14 protein-coding genes and 1 tRNA gene are annotated in these 16,703 nt (G+C 60.2%); 8 read left to right on the top strand and 7 right to left on the bottom strand.

Features of this window, described 5'->3' with window-relative positions:
* Positions 1-20: 20 nt before the first annotated feature.
* The 8 genes from pal (at position 21) to nadA (ending at position 7,590) form a co-directional block, all read left to right on the top strand.
* Positions 21-521: a peptidoglycan-associated lipoprotein Pal gene (pal, locus tag ACP7C6_RS09175; protein ID WP_003209827.1), complete on the top strand. Its 501-nt coding sequence runs from the start codon at positions 21-23 to the stop codon at positions 519-521.
* Between the two features lie 6 nt (positions 522-527).
* Positions 528-1,361: a tol-pal system protein YbgF gene (ybgF, locus tag ACP7C6_RS09180; RefSeq protein ID WP_016975447.1), complete on the top strand. Its 834-nt coding sequence runs from the start codon at positions 528-530 to the stop codon at positions 1,359-1,361.
* A 164-nt stretch (positions 1,362-1,525) separates the two neighbouring features.
* On the top strand, positions 1,526-2,173 hold the full coding sequence (queE, locus tag ACP7C6_RS09185) for a 7-carboxy-7-deazaguanine synthase QueE (protein ID WP_010208116.1): 648 nt from the start codon (positions 1,526-1,528) through the stop codon (positions 2,171-2,173).
* A 16-nt stretch (positions 2,174-2,189) separates the two neighbouring features.
* Positions 2,190-2,864: a 7-cyano-7-deazaguanine synthase QueC gene (gene queC / locus ACP7C6_RS09190; protein WP_028617741.1), complete on the top strand. Its 675-nt coding sequence runs from the start codon at positions 2,190-2,192 to the stop codon at positions 2,862-2,864.
* A 63-nt stretch (positions 2,865-2,927) separates the two neighbouring features.
* A tRNA-Lys gene (locus ACP7C6_RS09195) sits at positions 2,928-3,003 on the top strand.
* Between the two features lie 316 nt (positions 3,004-3,319).
* Complete coding sequence (locus ACP7C6_RS09200; protein ID WP_028617740.1) at positions 3,320-4,606, top strand: OmpP1/FadL family transporter; 1,287 nt, start codon at positions 3,320-3,322, stop codon at positions 4,604-4,606.
* A 117-nt stretch (positions 4,607-4,723) separates the two neighbouring features.
* On the top strand, positions 4,724-6,298 hold the full coding sequence (locus tag ACP7C6_RS09205; protein ID WP_426108644.1) for a lactate dehydrogenase: 1,575 nt from the start codon (positions 4,724-4,726) through the stop codon (positions 6,296-6,298).
* A 233-nt stretch (positions 6,299-6,531) separates the two neighbouring features.
* Positions 6,532-7,590 carry a quinolinate synthase NadA gene (nadA, locus tag ACP7C6_RS09210; RefSeq protein ID WP_338575642.1) on the top strand — a complete coding sequence of 353 codons (1,059 nt, stop codon included), beginning with the start codon at positions 6,532-6,534 and terminating at the stop codon, positions 7,588-7,590.
* Positions 7,591-7,629: 39 nt separating this feature from the next.
* Here the strand turns inward: nadA and ACP7C6_RS09215 are convergent, their stop codons facing one another.
* The 7 genes from ACP7C6_RS09215 to ACP7C6_RS09245 all read right to left on the bottom strand — a co-directional run bounded on the left by ACP7C6_RS09215 (position 7,630) and on the right by ACP7C6_RS09245 (position 16,558).
* Positions 7,630-8,118 (bottom strand): RDD family protein, encoded by a 489-nt coding sequence (locus ACP7C6_RS09215; protein WP_068935013.1) that lies wholly within the window; start codon positions 8,116-8,118, stop codon positions 7,630-7,632.
* Positions 8,119-8,213: 95 nt separating this feature from the next.
* Positions 8,214-8,426: a cold-shock protein gene (locus ACP7C6_RS09220; RefSeq protein ID WP_003365337.1), complete on the bottom strand. Its 213-nt coding sequence runs from the start codon at positions 8,424-8,426 to the stop codon at positions 8,214-8,216.
* Positions 8,427-8,815: 389 nt separating this feature from the next.
* On the bottom strand, positions 8,816-9,940 hold the full coding sequence (gcvT, locus tag ACP7C6_RS09225; RefSeq protein WP_028617736.1) for a glycine cleavage system aminomethyltransferase GcvT: 1,125 nt from the start codon (positions 9,938-9,940) through the stop codon (positions 8,816-8,818).
* A 39-nt stretch (positions 9,941-9,979) separates the two neighbouring features.
* A complete protein-coding gene (locus ACP7C6_RS09230; protein ID WP_122685505.1) occupies positions 9,980-11,356 on the bottom strand; it encodes an L-serine ammonia-lyase in 1,377 nt (458 codons plus the stop codon).
* 133 nt (positions 11,357-11,489) lie between these two features.
* Positions 11,490-14,336 (bottom strand): aminomethyl-transferring glycine dehydrogenase, encoded by a 2,847-nt coding sequence (gcvP, locus tag ACP7C6_RS09235; protein ID WP_308907955.1) that lies wholly within the window; start codon positions 14,334-14,336, stop codon positions 11,490-11,492.
* A gap of 10 nt (positions 14,337-14,346) precedes the next feature.
* On the bottom strand, positions 14,347-14,730 hold the full coding sequence (gene gcvH / locus ACP7C6_RS09240) for a glycine cleavage system protein GcvH (protein WP_015885597.1): 384 nt from the start codon (positions 14,728-14,730) through the stop codon (positions 14,347-14,349).
* A 319-nt stretch (positions 14,731-15,049) separates the two neighbouring features.
* Positions 15,050-16,558: a sigma-54-dependent transcriptional regulator gene (locus ACP7C6_RS09245; RefSeq protein WP_122685499.1), complete on the bottom strand. Its 1,509-nt coding sequence runs from the start codon at positions 16,556-16,558 to the stop codon at positions 15,050-15,052.
* Positions 16,559-16,703 lie beyond the last annotated feature (145 nt).

Genomic DNA, 16,703 nt, shown 5'->3' on the forward strand with positions numbered 1-16,703 from the left:
GGTTCATTAGGAGTTTCACGATGGAAATGCTGAAGTTTGGTAAGTTTGCTGCTCTGGCTCTGGCTCTGTCCGTAGCCGTTGGTTGCTCGTCTAAAGGCGGCGACAATGCCGGTGAAGGCGCAGCTGTTGATCCAAACGCTGGTTACGGCGCTAACACTGGTGCGGTTGACGGCTCCCTGAGCGAAGAAGCTGCTCTGCGCGCTATCACCACTTTCTACTTCGAATACGACAGTTCGGACCTGAAACCAGAAGCCATGCGCGCTCTGGACGTTCACGCGAAGGACCTGAAAGCTAACGGCGCTCGCGTTGTACTGGAAGGTAACACTGACGAACGTGGTACTCGTGAGTACAACATGGCACTGGGCGAGCGTCGTGCGAAAGCCGTTCAGCGCTACCTGGTACTGCAAGGTGTTGCTCCAGGCCAACTGGAACTGGTTTCCTACGGTAAAGAGCGTCCAGTTGCTACTGGCCACGACGAGCAGTCCTGGGCTCAAAACCGTCGCGTCGAACTGCGTAAGTAATTCGTCATGCGAACGTGCCGTCGTGCTCTAACTGTATTGGCTCTCAGCCTCGCACCGCTTGCGGTGTGGGCTGCGGTTCCTGTGGAAGATAGCAACTCTGGCTATAACAATAGCGGGAGCAGTTATCCGCCAGCAGGTTATGGCACGAACGGCGCCTATGCGGGGGGAGCGGCTACGTCCGCTCCCTCGGCACAGGGCGAACTGTTCAACCAGCTGCAACGCATGCAGGATCAACTGGCGCAGCAACAAGGCACCATTGAAGTACTGCAGAACCAAGTGAACCAGCTGAAGCAAGAAGGCCTGGAGCGTTACCAGGATCTTGATCGACGCATTGGAGCCGGCGTTCAACCTGCCGCAACTCCTGATAATTCTTCTGCCGGTGGCGCGCCAAGCGCTGCTGCCGGTGGTGCAGCAGCAGGGGCGGCTGCCAGCCAAGCCCCTGCCGCGAGCAGCGAACCGGGTGATCCGGCTAAGGAAAAGCTGTATTACGATGCAGCCTTCGACCTGATCAAAGCCAAGGATTTCGATAAGGCCAGCCAGGCATTTACCGCTTTCCTGCGTAAATACCCGAACAGCCAGTACGCGGGCAACGCCCAATACTGGTTGGGTGAAGTCAACCTGGCCAAGGGTGATCTACAGGGCGCGGGCCAGGCATTTGCCAAGGTCAGCCAGCTGTACCCCAAGCATGCCAAGGTGCCGGATTCGCTGTACAAACTCGCTGACGTAGAACGCCGCCTGGGTCATACCGACAAGGTCAAAGGCATTCTGCAGCAGGTTGTGGCCCAATATCCGGGGACTTCCGCTGCCCAGTTGGCCCAACGGGATCTGCAACGCTTGTAAGCGATGCAGCCCGTTTAGAAGAAACCCGCGCCTGTCGCGGGTTTTTTCGTTAGAATCCACGCCCTTTTATGAAACACGCTTTTTGGGGTCTACGCGTTGGCGGGGTCCCTCAAAGTGCCTGACGGAGGCGGACAGCCTGTTTAGCTGTTACGCCCGTGGCGACTATGCAAGACACATTACGTATTACCGAAGTTTTTTACTCGTTGCAGGGTGAAACGCGAACGGCTGGCCTGCCCACAGTATTCGTGCGCCTGACCGGTTGTCCCTTGCGTTGCCAATACTGCGACAGCGCCTACGCCTTCAGTGGCGGCACGGTGCGCACCCTCGATGACATCCTGGAGCAGGTCGCCGGCTACAAGCCGCGCTACGTCTGTGTGACCGGCGGCGAGCCGTTGGCCCAGCCCAATGCCATCCCGTTGCTCAAGCAGCTGTGTGATGCCGGCTACGAGGTCTCCCTGGAGACCAGTGGCGCCTTGGACATCTCTGCGGTCGACCCCCGTGTCAGCCGCGTGGTCGACCTCAAGACCCCCGACTCCAAGGAAGCGCACCGTAACCGCTACGAGAACATCGAGCTGCTGACGGCCAACGATCAAGTCAAGTTCGTGATCTGCTCCCGCGACGACTACGACTGGGCGAACTCCAAGCTGATTCAATACGGGCTGGACCGCCGCGCAGGCGAAGTACTGTTTTCGCCAAGCCACCATGACCTGAACGCACGCGACCTCGCTGATTGGGTGGTTGCGGACAATCTCCCGGTGCGCCTGCAATTGCAGCTGCATAAATACCTTTGGAACGACGAGCCAGGACGCTGATATGACTGAACACACAATGGATCAAAAACGCGCGGTAATTCTGCTGTCCGGCGGCCTCGACTCGGCCACCGTGGTGGCCATGGCCCAGGCGCAAGGCTACAGCTGCTACACCATGAGCTTCGACTACGGCCAGCGTCACCGCGCCGAGCTGAACGCCGCCGCGCGTGTTGCCCGTGAGATGGGCGTGGTCGAGCACAAGGTGATCGGCCTGAACCTCAACGGCATCGGCGGCTCGGCGCTGACCGACAGCAGCATCGATGTGCCGGAAGCGCCCAGCGAAGGCATCCCGGTGACCTACGTGCCGGCACGCAACACCGTGTTCCTGTCCCTGGCCCTCGGCTGGGCAGAAGTGCTCAACGCTCGCGACATCTTCATTGGCGTCAACGCAGTGGATTACTCCGGTTACCCGGACTGCCGCCCAGAGTTCGTCGAGTCGTTCGAGCGCATGGCCAACCTGGCGACCAAGGCCGGTGTAGAAGGGCAGGGCTTCCGTATCCTGGCGCCGCTGCAAAACCTCAGCAAGGCCGATATCGTCAAGGCTGGTGTAGGACTTGGCGTGGATTATTCGCTGACTGTTTCCTGCTATCAGGCAGACGATGACGGCCGTGCTTGTGGGAAATGCGACAGCTGCCGACTGCGTGCAGAAGGCTTCCAAGCGGCCGGAATTACTGACCCAACGCGTTATTTCTGATTTATTTCAAATAAGGTGTTGAATAATCCTTAGAAATCAGTATTATACGCGCCACCACACAGCGGGTCGTTAGCTCAGTTGGTAGAGCAGTTGGCTTTTAACCAATTGGTCGTAGGTTCGAATCCCACACGACCCACCATTTTTGGCGGTTTAGAAAATCCGGAAGGCCCACGCAAGTGAGGATTTCCGGGTTTTTTTTTGCCTGCTGGAATACAGAGAAAGCCCCAGGCATACGAAGTGCCTGGGGTTTTTTGTATCCGAGCCATTGTCAGGCTCTGTTCAAAACCAATGGGTCATGATCAGGCTTCAAGGTCATTATTGGGGATGAAAAACAGCTAAAGTCTTTGAATATCCTAGGATTGTCCGACAATCACCCGCATGAAAAACTCTTCATAAACCCCTCGCTCGAACGTTGGTAGCTTCCTCGTCGCTGCCCCACAATTCGAGTCCTAATAATGAATAACAAAACTCTTAAAGGCGCCTTGGCGCTCGCCGTTTCCCTTGCCTCAACCCAGCTGTTCGCCGGTGGATTCGCGCTCAATGAACAAAGTATCAGTTCAATGGGCACGGGTTATGCCGGTCGCTCCTCATCGGCCGAAGACGCCAGTACCGTGTTTGGCAACCCCGCCGGTATGTCTCGCCTGAAGCAGAATGAAGTCAGTCTCGGTGCGACTTACCTCGATGCCAAAACCGATATCAAAGACGCCAGTTCCTCGCAGTTCGGTGCCGACAACCCAGGCACCAACAAGGGCGATATGGTGCCCGGCATTGCCGTGCCGATGGGGTATCTGGTCACGCCTATCGATGAGCACTGGGCGTTCGGTTTAGGCATCTATGCCCCGTTCGGCTTGGTGACCGACTATGAGCACAGCTTCCAGGGCAATGGCTTCGGCAACAAGAGCAAGGTTCAGGTCATCACCGTGCAGCCGACGGTCAGCTATGCCTTCAACGACAAGGTGTCGGTAGGCTTCGGCCCGACCTTCAATCGCATCAATGGCGAGCTGGACTCCAATGTGCCGCTGGGTGGCGGCGCGGGCGAAAGTGTGAAGGTCAAAGGCGACGACAACGCCACCGGGTTCAACGCCGGTATCCTGGTGCAACCCCTCGAAAGTACGCGTATCGGCGTGACCTACCACTCGCAAGTGGTCTACCACCTCACCGGCAAGACCCACGCCTCCGGGGTGATCTCCGATGCCTTCGACGGTGGGCCCCAGCACTATGACGCCAGCTTGAACGTCACCACGCCATCCTCGGTGGATTTTTCGGTCACCCATCAACTGAATGACGACTGGACCCTCTACCTCGGCAGCACCTACACCCGTTGGAGCCAGTTGAAGAAGATCACCATCAACAACGATGGCGTGTCCGATCTCACTGCTCAATTTGGTGGCCTTGGCTCGATCACCGAGCAACAGCACTGGCATGACACCTGGTCCCACGCCATCGGCGCGGCGTATCGGGTCAACAAACAACTGGTGCTACGGACCGGCTTCTCGGTGGACCAGACGCCGACTAATAACACCGACCGTTCCGTGCGAATTCCTACGGGTGACCGCACTGTTTTCAGCCTGGGCGCCGGTTGGACGCCTGTCGACAACCTGACCTTCGATGTGGCGTATTCCTACCTCAAGGAAGAGCCGATCAAGGTCCGTCAGAACCTTTCCCAGGTGGGCCTGACCTACGATGCCAAGTATGAAAACAGCGCCAATGGCTTCGGCGGATCGGTGACCTACCGCTTCTGATGTTCGCAAAACCGCAAAGAGCCAGTTTTTTGGCATGGCTCTTTGCTATCTATGTGCTGTCAATCGATCGAAGTCTTGGTTAAATTGAGCATTGCTCAGCTCAAGACAGGGATCGTCATGACCACGCTTTCGCCTATTAATACTGGCAATACGCTTATCGTCCGTCCGACAGAAACGCCGCCTGCAACCCTGACGCACAACATTGAAGTCAGCCTGAAGAGGCCCTCTTCAGTCGTCAGCCTGGGCAACGTCGTCTCCGATACGCTTTCCGACACCTATTCCCGTCGCGGGCAACTACCGGGTCAAGAGACCGTGCGCGCCTGGGAAAGTGACAGCCAGGACGCGCTCAGCAAATCGCTCAACGCCAACTTCAATTCGCAGTCGACGGCCAACCGCTTCAGTGGCTTGGGTGCTGGCCTGATTGCGCAGTTCGCCAAGGGCGGGGCAGGGGTTTCCCAATCGGTGATGTTCGCGAGTGCCGACCGCGCGGCGAACGCAGGTGAAATCAAAGTTGATCAGGGTCTGCTGCACACCAAGGCCGACAACCTGGTCAGCCTCAGCATCAAGACCGCCAGCGGTAAGACCGTCACCTTCAGCCTCTCGAGCCAGACCGATGGCCTGGGCGTGCAGGCCACAGTAGACGGTGGCACCTTGAGCGATGAGGAGCTCAAGGCTATCGGCAAACTGGGCAGCGCCTTCCAGTCCGCCGTAGATGGATTGACGGCAACGCCGCCGAAGCTCGACCTGAGCCAACTGACGCAGTTTGATACCAAGCTGCTGGCGTCGGTGGACCTCAATGCCAAGCTCAAATCCCTGGACGGCCAGGACCTGAGCCTGGCCTTCCATGCGGACAGCCAAAGCCGCACCACCCGCATGAGTGGCCCGCTCGGCGAGTTGAACCTGGCCGTCGACCTGAAAAACGCCGCGATCCTCGGCAACGCCAAGCAACAGGCCAAGGCCCTGCAAAGCTATCTCGCCCAATTCGACCGGGCACAGGAGCGCGGCAGTGCCAAGCCAGAGCTGATGGCGATGTTCAAAGACGCCTTCAGCGCCATGAATAGCCATTATCCACAGGGCGTTACCCTGCCCGAAGCGTTGACGCGCAACTCAACCGATCAGGGCTTGCTGACCGGCTTGGCGGACTTCAAGGCATCCATCAAACAGGCCAGCGAATCGCCGAACCCAATGCGTCCGTCTGAGGTGGACAGTTTCGCCTATGAGGTTTCGCAAAAGACCCGCGTCGGCGGCACCAGTACCTTGGATCGCAGTGTCAGCCAGGACCAGCAGTCGAGCCTGTCCGCGAGTTTCCATAAAGGGCTCAAGGGCGGCAAAGCGCCTGCCCTGGACGGCAACGCAGAGTCGCAGAACTATCGCTACATACAAGTGCAGGACACGGCCAGCAGCTCGGCCAAGCTCTCCTACAAGGACGGCCTGCTGGCCAGTGCAACCCTCGATCAAAGTGCCAGCCAGAACACCCGCACGCAGCAGTATGTGATGGGCAAGTTGGTGGAAGACACCACGGTGCCGAAAGAGGCGTCGGTCAAGCGCGACTACCTGGTGCTGCTCGAATACGCCGCCAAGGAAAGCAAGAAGTCCAAGGATGCGCTGGAGGAGTCCACTGTTAAAGAAGCCCTGGTCAGCCTGCATGCTTCGGTAATGTTGCAGGAAGATCCGTCCGCACTGGCACGCTGACGCGGCTGTAAAAAAGGCGTCTCCAGTGATGGAGGCGCCTTTTTTTGCCCGACAGACGCACCGACGAATGCCAGATTAGGCTTTTGAAAGCCTTGGATATTCTGTAGCCTTGCGCAGCTTCACTTTAACCCGTGCTTGATGAACACAATCACTTCGTCCGGCGGCGCCCGAAGGGCTCCAGAGCCGGTGGTACACTCGACTTTCGCGCAACTGCGCCTGCAGGTCTTGCGAACATGACGCAAATTTCCGAACGCCTTCTGGTTCAAGCCCACCTCGACGCCAAGCAGCCCAAGGCTCTCAGCGCTGACGAAGAGGCGAGCCTGCGTACCGCCATCGCCGCCGAGCTCAAGGCTCAAGACGCGGTGCTGGTTGCCCACTTCTACTGTGACCCGGTGATCCAAGCCCTGGCCGAAGAAACCGGTGGCTGCGTCTCCGACTCCCTGGAAATGGCCCGCTTCGGCGCCGCCCACCCGGCCAAGACCGTACTGGTCGCCGGCGTGCGTTTCATGGGCGAGACCGCCAAGATCCTCACCCCGGAAAAACGCATCCTCATGCCCACTCTGGAAGCCACGTGTTCCCTGGACCTGGGTTGCCCGGTGGAGGAATTCTCGGCGTTCTGCGACCAGCATCCCGAGCGCACCGTGGTGGTGTACGCCAACACCTCGGCGGCGGTCAAAGCCCGAGCGGATTGGGTGGTGACTTCCAGCTGTGCATTGGAAATCGTCGAAAGCCTGATGGACAACGGCGAGACGATTATCTGGGGTCCGGACAAGCACCTGGGCACCTATATCCAGCGTCAGACCGGTGCCGACATGCTGCTGTGGGACGGTGCCTGCATCGTCCACGAAGAGTTCAAGTCCAAGCAGCTTGAAGACATGAAGGCGTTGTACCCGGATGCAGCGATTTTGGTGCACCCGGAATCGCCGACGGCGGTGATCGAATTGGCGGATGCCGTAGGTTCGACCAGTCAATTGATTGCTGCCGCTCAGCGCCTGCCGAACAAAACCTTCATCGTCGCCACTGACCGCGGCATTTTCTACAAGATGCAGCAGCTGTGTCCGGACAAGGTCTTTGTCGAGGCGCCTACCGCCGGCAACGGCGCAGCGTGCCGCAGTTGCGCGCATTGCCCGTGGATGGCGATGAACACGCTGGAGCGCACGCTGCAGTGCCTGCGTGAGGGCAGCAACGAGATCTTCGTCGAGCCGTCCGTGATTCCGCAGGCAGTGCGCCCGCTCAAGCGCATGTTGGATTTCACCCAGGCCGCCCGCCTCAAGCTGGCCGGCAACGCATAACCTTGCAGGAGCCGGCAAGCCGGCTCCTGCAAAGAGCGGTTACTTTCTCTGTTTGGGGATACGAACCAGCTGGCTGTCGGAATAGATGTCATGCCAGCTGCGTTTGCGCTTATCCACCAGCGACCAGATAAATCCCAGCCCCACGCACAACCACGACGCAATCGACACCACAAAGCGCAACAGCGCCTGCCACAGGCTGATCCGTGAGCCATCGGCGTTCTGCACGCGCACGCCCCACACCTGCATGCCCAGGGTCTGCCCGGAATGGGTCCAGAACTTGGCAAAGAAGCCGAACAGCACAAACAACAGGATCGTCGACAGCAACGGGTCGCCGTCCAGCGCGCCGGACTCGGTGAGGGTGCGCATCTTGGCTTCACCGACAAACGCGATCCAGATCAGCTTGTAGGCGAACGCGGTGACGATCAGCAGGGCAGTGCACAACAGGAAGTCATAGAACATCGCTGCCAGGCGACGGCCCAGGCCAACGGCGGGGAACTCGCCTTGGGGGCTCAGCAGGGGTTTTGACATGGCAGGGCTCTCTGATGAAAAAAGCCATTTTACGAGCAAACGCACATAAAAAAGCCCCTGATGTCACCATCAGGGGCTTTTTGTCGCAGGAGGGATCAGCCTTCTGCTTGTACTTCGTCAGCCTGCATGCCTTTTTGGCCTTGCACAGCAACGAACGTCACTTTCTGGCCTTCTTTCAGGCTCTTGAAGCCGTTGCCCTGAATAGCGCGGAAATGCACGAACAGATCCGGACCGCTTTCTGGAGTGATAAAACCAAACCCTTTCTCGTCGTTAAACCACTTGACGGTACCGCTCTGACGTTCAGCCATTTTCTTATTTCCTTGACGCTAAAAATTAATGACAGCCCCTTTCGCATGAAAGAGTACTGGGCTGGGTTGCAGGAAAGTAAGAGACGTCGAACGGGTTGTAGCTAAGTTTGGCTACTGCCCAGGTCCAGGTTCCAAGCGACCCATGCAAACACAGTGGGCAAACTCTACGCCAACTAATGGAGAAAAAACAAGCCCTGCCAAAAGCCCAGGTTTTGCTAGGGCTTATGGCACTTGGGTGGATGTAGTGGATCCCACTTATTCGATAGAGTTGATCACTTGTTATAGCGGGGTCCCTATAAGAAAGACTATCGGGAGTGCACTGTTTTATGGCGATTGCGTTACAAATTAGTGCGCGTTAACGCAGTCGCGTTACTTATAGAAACAGTCAATCAGCCACGGTAGTAACGTTGCGGTACAAATGGCATTTTACTTACACGAAGTGGCACCTTTTTCCCACGTACCAACGCAGACACTTCGGTATCCAGCGCGATGAATGCGCTGTCCAGGTAACCCATGGCCAGCGGGCCGCCCAGGGTCGGACCGAAGCCACCGCTGCACACGGTGCCGATCACGGTGCCGTCTGCGTCGACGATTTCCGCGCCTTCACGTACGGGCGTGCGCTCTTGTGGCAACAAACCTACTCGTTTGCGGCTCACACCGGTTTGCTGCTGGGTGAAGATGTTGTCCGCACCCGGGAAGCCACCGGCACGCGTACCGTCGGCACGGCGGGCCTTGGAGATCGCCCACAGCAGGCTGGCTTCGATTGGTGTGGTGTCGGCGTTCATGTCGTGGCCGTACAGGCACAGGCCAGCTTCCAGGCGCAGCGAGTCGCGGGCACCCAGGCCGATGGCTTGTACTTCGGTCTCGGCCAGCAGGCTGCGCGCAAGGCTTTCGGCATTGGCGGCAGGCACGGAGATCTCGAAGCCGTCTTCGCCGGTGTAGCCCGAACGGCTGACATAACAGTCCACGCCCAGCAGGCGCAGCGTGGCGAACTGCATGAAGGTCATCTTGGTGACTTCCGGTGCCAGGCGCGCCAGTACCTTCACCGCCGCCGGACCTTGCAGGGCCAGGAGTGCACGTTCTTCGAACAGCGGCTCAATGGTGCACAGGTCACCGATATGCTGGCGCAGGTGTGCCAGGTCCTGGTCCTTGCAGGCGGCGTTGACCACCAGGAACAGTTCGTCGTTACCCAGGTTCGCCACCATCAGGTCATCGAGAATACCGCCCTGGTCATTGGTGAACATCGCGTAGCGCTGCATGCCCACCGGCAGGTCGATGATGTCGACCGGCACCAGGGTTTCCAAGGCTTTAGCAGCATTGGCCCCGGTGAGGCGGATCTGGCCCATGTGGGACACGTCGAACAGCCCGGCCTGATCACGGGTGTGCAGGTGTTCCTTCATCACGCCCAACGGGTATTGCACCGGCATGTCGTAGCCGGCGAAGGGCACCATGCGTGCGCCCAGCTCGATGTGCAGGGCGTGCAATGGAGTTTTCAACAGGGTTTCGGTGGACATATTCAGCTCCTGAAAAACGTGCTGGCGCGCCGTTAGGCGTCAGCACTCGATAATGTTGACCGCCAAACCGCCACGGGCGGTTTCCTTGTATTTGCTTTTCATGTCGGCGCCGGTCTGGCGCATGGTGCGGATGACCTTGTCGAGGGACACAAAGTGCTGCCCATCGCCGCGCAAAGCCATGCGCACCGCATTGATTGCCTTGACCGAGCCCATCGCATTGCGCTCGATGCAGGGCACCTGCACCAGCCCGCCAATCGGGTCGCAGGTCAGGCCGAGGTTGTGCTCCATGCCGATTTCGGCGGCGTTTTCCACCTGGGAAACGCTGCCGCCCAAGACTTCGCACAACGCGCCGGCCGCCATGGAGCAAGCCACGCCGACTTCACCCTGGCAGCCAACTTCTGCGCCGGAGATCGACGCGTTTTCCTTGTACAAAATCCCGATGGCGGCGGCGGTGAGCAGAAAGCGCACCACACCGTCTTCGTTCGCGCCGGGGATAAAGCGCATGTAGTAATGCAGCACCGCCGGCACGATGCCTGCCGCTCCATTGGTGGGCGCCGTGACCACGCGGCCGCCGTTGGCGTTTTCTTCGTTGACGGCCAGGGCGTAAAGGTTGACCCAGTCGAGTACCGACAGTGGGTCGCGCAGCGCCGACTCCGGGTGTTTGCACAACTGGCGATGCAGGGCCGCGGCGCGACGCTTGACCTTCAAGCCGCCGGGCAGAATCCCTTCGTTGCGACAGCCCGCGTCCACACAGTCCTGCATCACTTGCCAGATCTTCAGCAGCCCGGCGCGGGTTTCCGCCTCCGGGCGCCAGGCGCTCTCGTTGGTCAGCATCACCTGGCTGATGGACAGCCCGTAGGTGGTGCAATGGCCGAGGAGGTCTTTGGCATGCTTGAAGGGGAAGGTCAGCGCTGTGGCATCCTCGACAATCCGGTCGGCGCCGGCGGCGTCTTCATCCACCACAAATCCACCACCGACCGAGTAGTACTCGCGGCTGCGGATCTGGATATTGGCGGCGTCGAAGGCACGGAAAATCATGCCATTGGGATGGTAGGCGAGGGGTTTGCGAATCATCGCCAGGTGTTCTTTCTCGTTGAACGCAATGCTGTGTTCGCCGAGTAAATTCAAGTGGCCGTCCTTGCGCATCTGCGCCAGGCGGGTGGCCACGGTTTCGGTATTCACAGTGTCCGGGTGTTCGCCTTCCAGGCCCAGCAACACGGCCTTGTCACTGCCGTGGCCTTTGCCGGTGGCGCCCAGCGATCCGTAGAGTTCCACCTTGATGCCGGCGGTAGCGCTCAGCAGGTTGTCACGCTTGAGGCCCTCGACGAACCGAGCGGCGGCGCGCATCGGGCCGACGGTGTGGGAACTGGAGGGGCCGATGCCAATCTTGAACAGGTCGAACACGCTTAAAGACATGGTTGTTCTCCGGTTTCTTATTATTGGGCACGCATTCACGGGGGCACCCGATCTTGTAGTAGCCGGCTTGCCGGCGATGCGGGCCTCGAGGCCGCCATCGCCGGCAAGCCGGCTCCTACAGGGAAGGTTGCGTTTACGCTTCCTGGTAGTTCTCGATCGATGGGCACGCACACACCAGATTGCGATCGCCAAACACGTTGTCCACACGCCCCACCGGCGGCCAGTACTTGCCTTCGATCAAGGATGGCACCGGATACACCGCTTGCTCGCGGGTGTAGGGATGGGTCCACTCGCTCACCAGTTCAGCGGCGGTATGCGGCGCGTTTTTCAGCGGGTTGTCGTCCTTGTCCAAGGTGCCGTTTTCCACCGCGCGGATTTCTTCGCGGATGGCAATCATCGCGTTGCAGAAGCGGTCCAGTTCTTCCTTGGATTCGCTTTCGGTCGGCTCGATCATCAAGGTGCCGGCCACCGGGAACGACATGGTCGGCGCATGGAAGCCGAAGTCGATCAGGCGCTTGGCCACGTCGTCTACGCTGATGCCGCTGCTGTCTTTGAGTGGGCGCAGGTCGAGGATGCATTCGTGGGCCACCAGGCCGTTGCTGCCGGTGTAGAGCACTGGGTAGTGCTCTTCGAGGCGACGGGAGATGTAGTTGGCATTCAGGATCGCCAGTTGCGAAGCGCGCTTGAGGCCCGCACCGCCCATCATGCTGATGTACATCCAGGTGATCGGCAGGATGCTCGCGCTGCCGAACGGCGCCGCACACACCGCGCCTTCCTTGCGCGCCATGGCCGCGTGGCCGGGCAGGAACGGCGTGAGGTGCGATTTGACGCCAATCGGGCCAACGCCCGGGCCACCACCGCCGTGCGGGATGCAGAAGGTCTTGTGCAGGTTCAGGTGGGACACGTCGCCGCCGAACTTGCCCGGTGCGCACAGGCCCACCATGGCGTTCATGTTGGCGCCATCGATGTACACCTGGCCGCCGTTGTCGTGAATGATGCCGCAGATTTCGCGGATACCTTCTTCGAACACGCCGTGGGTGGACGGGTAGGTGATCATCAGCGCGGCGAGGTGGTCACGGTGCTCGATGGCCTTGGCGCGCAGGTCTTCGATGTCCACGTTACCGCGTGCATCGCACGCAGTCACGACCACGCGCATGCCCGCCATGTTGGCGGTGGCCGGGTTGGTGCCGTGGGCCGACGAGGGGATCAGGCAGATGTCGCGGCGCTCATCGCCACGGCTCTGGTGATAGGCGCGGATGGCCAGCAGGCCCGCGTACTCGCCCTGGGAACCGGCGTTCGGCTGCAGGGAAATCGCGTCATAACCGGTGGCGGCGCAGAGCATGGCCTCCAAGTCGGAGGTCAGCTCCAGGTAGCCAGCGCTTTGCTCAGCCGGGGCGAACGGGTGCAGGGCGCCAAACTCGGCCCAAGTCACCGGGATCATTTCGCTGGCAGCGTTGAGCTTCATGGTGCACGAGCCCAGCGGGATCATGGTGCGGTCCAGCGCCAGGTCCTTGTCGGCCAGTTTGCGCAGGTAGCGCATCAGCTCGGTTTCGGAGTGATAACGGTTGAACACCGGATGGCTGAGGACTGGTGACTGGCGCAGCAGCGCGGCCGGCAGGGTGCTGTCTACTTTGGCGGCGAAGTCCGGCAGGGCCTTACCGTCGGCGAAGATTGCCCACAGGGTTTCGATATCGGCCTGGGTGGTGGTTTCGTCCACCGACACACCAAGACGCTCACCATCCACCACACGCAGGTTGATGCGCTGGGCGCGCGCCTTGTCGTGCAGCGCGGCAGTGTTGGCGCCGGTGTTGAGGGTGATGGTGTCGAAGAAGTTTTCCTGCTCGACCTTCAAGCCCAGGGCGGTCAGGCCCTTGGCCAGGATCGCGGTCAGCTGGTGCACACGCTGGGCAATCTGGGTCAGGCCTTTGGGACCGTGGTACACGGCGTACATGCTGGCGATGTTCGCCAGCAGCACCTGGGCGGTGCAGATATTCGACGTGGCTTTCTCGCGGCGGATATGTTGCTCGCGGGTCTGCATGGCCAGGCGTAGGGCCGGCTTGCCGAAACGGTCCACGGATACACCGACCAGACGGCCCGGCATGTCGCGTTTGAACGCATCCTTGGTGGAGAAGTACGCCGCGTGCGGGCCACCAAAGCCCAGCGGCACGCCGAAGCGTTGCGCGCTGCCGATGGCCACGTCGGCGCCGAACTCACCCGGTGGGGTCAGCAGGGTCAGGGCCAGCAGGTCGGCGGCCACGGCCACTAAGCCATTGGCGGCGTGGAAGCGCTCGGTCAGTGCGCGGTAGTCGAACACGTCACCGTTGCTGGCCGGGTACTGCAGCAGCGCGCCGAAGAACGGGCTGACGTCGGTCAGTTCACGCTCATCGCCCACCACCACGTCGATGCCCAAGGGCTCGGCACGGGTGCGCAGCACGTCGAGGGTTTGCGGGTGGCTGTGGATCGAGGCGAAGAAGGCATTGCTGCCCTTGTTCTTGCTCAGGCGCTTGCAGAAGGTCATGGCTTCGGCGGCGGCGGTGGCTTCGTCGAGCAAGGATGCGTTGGCGATCGGCAGGCCGGTGAGGTCGCTGATCAGGGTCTGGAAGTTCAGCAGCGCTTCCAGGCGGCCTTGGGAAATCTCAGGTTGATACGGGGTGTAGGCGGTGTACCAGGCCGGGTTTTCCAGCAGGTTGCGCAGGATCGGCGACGGCGTGTGGCAGTTGTAGTAGCCCTGGCCGATGTAAGTCTTGAACAGCTGGTTCTTGCCGGCGATGGCCTTGATCTTGGCCAGTGCGTCGGCTTCGCTCAGGCCGTCTTCCAGGCCGAGCACGCTGGTGCCCTTGATGCTTTCCGGGATCACGCTGGCGCTCAGGGCTTCCAGGGAGTCGAAGCCCAGGCTGGCGAGCATCTGCTGCTCATCTTCCTGGCGCGGGCCGATGTGGCGGGCGATGAATTCGTTGGCGGTAGTCAGATTAACGGTCATGGCGCGCTCCTCAAGCTTCAGCGTTGGCTTTGATCAGGCGGTCGTACGCATCCTGATCCAACAGCTTAGCCACTGCACTGGCATCAGCGGGTTTAAAGCGGAAGAACCAACCTTCGCCCATCGGGTCTTCGTTGACCAGCTCCGGGCTGCCATCCAATTTGTCGTTCACTTCAAGGACTTCACCGTCCAAAGGCATGTACACGCCGCTAGCCGCTTTGACCGACTCAACGGTGGACGCCTCGGCACCCTTGTCATAGGCCTGCAACTCCGGCAGTTGCACGAAAACCACATCACCCAGCGCGTTCTGCGCGAAAGCGGTGATACCCACGGTGACGCTGCCATCGGCTTCGGCGCGCAGCCATTCGTGATCTTCAGTGAAACGCAACTCGCTCATGGAAACTCCTCGGGGCCAGATTCGTCTGGTGGACGGGATTGGAATAATGGGGAGTTGCTTAGCAATATCGCGGCCAAGGTTGTTAAGTCGTTATAAATCAACGAGTTAAATAAAACGGTTATGACGATATGCCGATTCGCTGTAGCGATTTCGCTACACTCGGGCGTCTGAAAAAAAGCCTATGTGGATCAAAGCCTTGCATGGCGCGCAAAAAACAAGGTTGTAGCGAAATCGTTCCACTGTAGCGCTTTCAGTACACTGGATGTCGTTCCTGGACCAAACTTAACGCTCGAATTGCAATTCCTGTGGGAGCTCGGCTTCAGGGCTTATTTGGAATGCCGTATTTGCGCAGGCGATGGGCGATGGCCGTGTGCGAGGTCTGCAAGCGGCTAGCCAGTTGGCGCGTGGAGGGGTAGTGGGCGTAGAGCTTTTCCAGCAGGCTGCGTTCGAAATCTTCCATGGCCTGTTCCAGGCTGTCGACTTCGCCGTCGCCCTGGCGCGCCATCGAGGTGCCGGCAATGTCCAGGTCGCCGATGTCCACCAGGCTGCTTTCGCAAATGGCGGCGGCACGGAAGATCACGTTCTGCAGTTGACGCACGTTGCCCGGCCAGCGGTTGCCCAGCAGCGCAGGGTAAGTGCCGGGTGCCAGCCGGCACACCGGGCGCTGGATCTGGGCGCAGGCCTGCTGCATGAAGTAACGCGCCAGTAAGAGGATGTCCTGGCCGCGTTCGCGCAGCGGCGGCACTTCGACGTTCAGCACGTTGAGGCGGTAGAACAGGTCCTCGCGGAAGGTGCCCTCGCTGACCATTTTTTCCAGGTCGCGGTGGGTGGCGCTGAGGATGCGCACATTGACCTTCACTTCACGGTCCCCGCCCACGCGCCGGAAGCTGCCGTCGTTGAGAAACCGCAGCAGCTTGGCCTGCAGGTACGGCGACATCTCGCCAATTTCATCGAGGAACACCGTGCCCTGGTTGGCCAGCTCCATCAGCCCCGGCTTGCCACCGCGTTGTGCGCCGGTGAAGGCGCCCGGTGCATAACCGAACAACTCGCTTTCCGCGAGGTTTTCCGGCAGCGCCGCGCAGTTCAACGCCAGGAAGGGTGCACTGTGGCGCGCGCTGATCGCATGGCAGGCACGCGCCACCAGCTCTTTGCCGGTGCCGGTTTCGCCCTGGATCAACAACGGTGCATCCAACGCCGCCACCCGCTGCGCGCGGGCCTTTAGCGTGCGGATGACCGGGGATTCACCGAGCAGCGCGTCAAACCCTTCGGCATGGTCATGGTGCAGCGCCGACAGTTGTTCGCCGATGCGATTGGGCTGATAGAGGGTGAGCAGGGCGCCGGCGTCGGTGATCGGCGTGGCGTCCAACAGCAGGGTCTGACCGTTGACGCTGATCTCGCGCAGCGGCAAGCGAAAGCCATGTTCCAGCAGGGTGTCCAGCAACGCCGGGTCATTGAACAGCTCGCTGATGCTTTCCCCGGCCGGTTCACGACCGTACAGCGCGATCAGCGCCGGGTTGGCCAGCAGGATCTTGCCCGCGCTGTCCAGCGCCAGCACCGGGTCGGTCATGGCGGCCAACAGGGCGTCGAGTTGCAGGTGGCGGCGTTGGCCGGGGAGGATGTCCACCACGGTGACGGCCTGTACGCCGTGCACGCTGAAAAGGGCGTCGCGCAGTTCTTCAAGCACCTCGGCGCTGAGGGTCGGTGCGTCGATGTAGACATTGGGCGGCACCATCTCCACCGCATCCAGGTTGAGATTGCGCCCGCCGAGCAGGGCCAGGACTTCCTGGGTGATGCCGACGCGGTCGATGAAGCTGACGTGGATACGCATGGGACGCTAACAATTCTGGGGAGCGAGAGGCGGCAAGTATGCCAGAGGTGAAAACTGTAGGAGCGAGCTTGCTCGCGAAAAACGTCAACGATAACGCGGGTTGCTTGAATGCACGCGTTGATCTTGCGTTCTTCGCGAGCAAGCT

The organism is Pseudomonas sp. TWR1-1-4 (assembly GCF_049897165.1).
Taxonomy (GTDB): Bacteria; Pseudomonadota; Gammaproteobacteria; order Pseudomonadales; family Pseudomonadaceae; genus Aquipseudomonas; species Aquipseudomonas canadensis.